2 protein-coding genes and 2 pseudogenes are annotated in these 2344 nt (G+C 64.5%); 3 read left to right on the top strand and 1 reads right to left on the bottom strand.

The genetic code is table 11. From position 1 onward, the window contains the following. Nucleotides 1-178, bottom strand: a pseudogene (locus tag Q0L94_RS17660) (argininosuccinate lyase); the annotation flags it as partial. 17 nt (nucleotides 179-195) lie between these two features. Between Q0L94_RS17660 and Q0L94_RS17665 the strand changes: the two are divergent. From Q0L94_RS17665 to Q0L94_RS17675, 3 genes and pseudogenes are all read left to right on the top strand, one after another. Then, nucleotides 196-1242: a sensor histidine kinase gene (locus Q0L94_RS17665; RefSeq protein ID WP_296755963.1), complete on the top strand. Its 1047-nt coding sequence runs from the start codon at nucleotides 196-198 to the stop codon at nucleotides 1240-1242. Then, nucleotides 1199-1969, top strand: a complete 771-nt coding sequence (locus tag Q0L94_RS17670) for a LytTR family DNA-binding domain-containing protein (RefSeq protein WP_296755965.1) — start codon at nucleotides 1199-1201, stop codon at nucleotides 1967-1969. Before Q0L94_RS17665 ends, Q0L94_RS17670 begins: the two co-directional genes overlap by 44 nt. Before the next feature lie 193 nt (nucleotides 1970-2162). Beyond that, nucleotides 2163-2344, top strand: a pseudogene (locus tag Q0L94_RS17675) (hypothetical protein); the annotation flags it as partial.

Here is a 2344-nt window from a genome sequence, read left to right on the forward strand (position 1 = left end):
CCTTGGACAGGACGCCGACGTGGTGCAACATGGCGGCGTGCGCCAGCGAACCCTGAATATCGAACTCGGCCAGCCGATAATCGAAGGGAATCGACGCGGTGTAGCGTTTGACGATTTCGGAAACCGGCTCGGAAAAGCGGCCGGACCAGGCGGCGGGCGGCGTCGATGACGTGCTCATGGGGACAGAAGCGGGGAATGAAAAGAAGGAATCATAACAACCGGCAGGTCGAATTGCCGAACTTCTGTCACCTGGGGACAAACCTGCGCATCGCCTTGACCGTGGAGGCGGCGCTGGCCGCCGGGGTGGCGGCGCGGGTGGCGGACGTGCCGGCCTTCTGGGCGGAATTCGTCGCCCTGTCGGCGCTGGCGCAGCCGGCATTGCTGCTGACGCTGCTGGCCTTGTGCGCGGCGGGCCGCTGGCTGCGCAGCCTGCCGTATCGGGCAGGCGCGGGATGCACGCTGCTGCTCGGCGCGGCCGTGCCGGTGCTGGTCGCGTTGTGGCTCGGTCCGCTGCTGGCCGGATCGCAGCCGGTTCCGCTGGCCGGCGTGGCGGCGTTCGCGCTGCTGCTTGGCGCCGGCCTGCTGGCCTATTTCAATCTGCGTGCCCGCGCCCTGTCGCCCGCCATCACCGAGGCGCGCCTGCAGGCCCTGCAGGCGCGCATCCGTCCGCATTTCCTGTTCAACAGCCTGAACGCGGTGCTGTCGCTGGTGCGCAGCGATCCGCGCCGGGCCGAACACGCGCTGGAAAATATGGCCGACCTGTTCCGTGCGCTGATGGGCAACGCCAGCCAGCTGGCGCCGCTGGAGGATGAAGTCGCGCTCACCCGTGCTTACCTGGAACTGGAACAGCTGCGCCTGGGCGACCGCCTGCAGGTGGTCTGGCACATCCATAAAATGCCGGCCGACGCGCTGATTCCGCCGCTGGTGGTGCAGCCGCTGGTGGAAAACGCGGTCTACCACGGCATCGAGCCGCTGGCGGACGGTGGCGAAATCAGCCTCAATATCTATCGCAGCGCCGACAAGGTGCACATCGTGGTGCGCAATCCGATCACCGCCGATGCGAGTCGCCACAAGGGCAACCGCATCGCGCTGGCGAACATCCGCGAGCGCCTGCAGCTGCACTTCGACCTCGACGCCCAGCTCAAGTTGGAGCCGCTGGGCGCCGTTTATCAGGTGCATATCGTCATTCCCTACACACGTGAACGCACCCAACCCGTCCCTGCGCGTCCTCATCGTCGATGACGAGGCGCCCGCGCGCCACCGCCTGCGCGACGTGCTGGCGGATTGCGCCGACGAACTGGCGGTCGATGTCGTCGGCGAAGCCGACAACGGGCTGGATGCACTGGATCGGGTGCAGCAGGAACCGGTCGACGTAGTATTGCTCGACATCCGCATGCCCGGCATGGACGGCCTCGAATGCGCCGCCCACCTCAACCGGCTGGCCGCGCCGCCCGCCATCATCTTCAGCACCGCCTACGATGCCTATGCCTGTCAGGCCTTCGACCTGAATGCGGTCGACTATCTGCTGAAACCGGTGCGCGCCGATCGACTGCTGCGTGCCCTGTCGCGGGCGCACAGCTTGAGCGCCCGCGTGCTCGACCGATTGCGCGATGCCCACCCCAAGGCGCGCAGCCATCTGTCGGTCAACGAGAAAGGCCGCGTCGTGCTGATTCCGGTGGCAGACATTCTCTATCTCAAGGCGGAATTCAAATATGTCACCGTGCGCACCGCAGCCCGCGAATTTCTTATCGAGGAATCGCTGGTCCGGCTGGAGAACGAGTTCGGCGAGCGCTTCCTGCGGGTCCACCGCAACTGCCTGGTAGCCACTGCGCGCATCCGCGAAATCGGAAAAATTCCCGGCGAGGAGGACGGCCATTTTCTGCGACTGGATGAACTGGATGAGCGCCTGATGGTCAGCCGGCGCCAGTATTCCGCGCTGCGTGAAAAATTAGTTAAATATAAACAATGAGTTGCATTGCTTCTACAACTAAAGTTGTATAGCCAGGTCCAGCCCCCCTGCGTAGGATGAACAAGCTTGCTGGTTTGCCTGCAAGCTGGAAGTTCTCCGCAACACGGGGCAGATACCCCCGATTCCGCCGGGTTCGCAAGAGCCCGGCATTTTTTTGCCCGCGCTTGCGACCGGCATCGCTATCATGGCGGCCATGGAAAACGATACCCCCGACCTTCACTCGCAAGAGGCAGGCCGTGGTTGTAAAGACGCTGAAGCGTCAACAACCACGCTCACCGAAACCGGACTGGAGAGCGAGACCGTCTTCAAGGGACGGCTGATGCACGTCAAACGCGACCGCGTGCGCCTGCCCAACGGCGGCGAATCGACGCGCGA

Source organism: Thiobacillus sp. (assembly GCF_024708915.1).

What these genes read in the sequence shown, in the direction of transcription:
- Q0L94_RS17665 (WP_296755963.1), top strand. Translation starts at nt 196, where the DNA reads ATGAAAAGAAGGAATCATAACAACCGGCAGGTCGAATTGCCGAACTTC.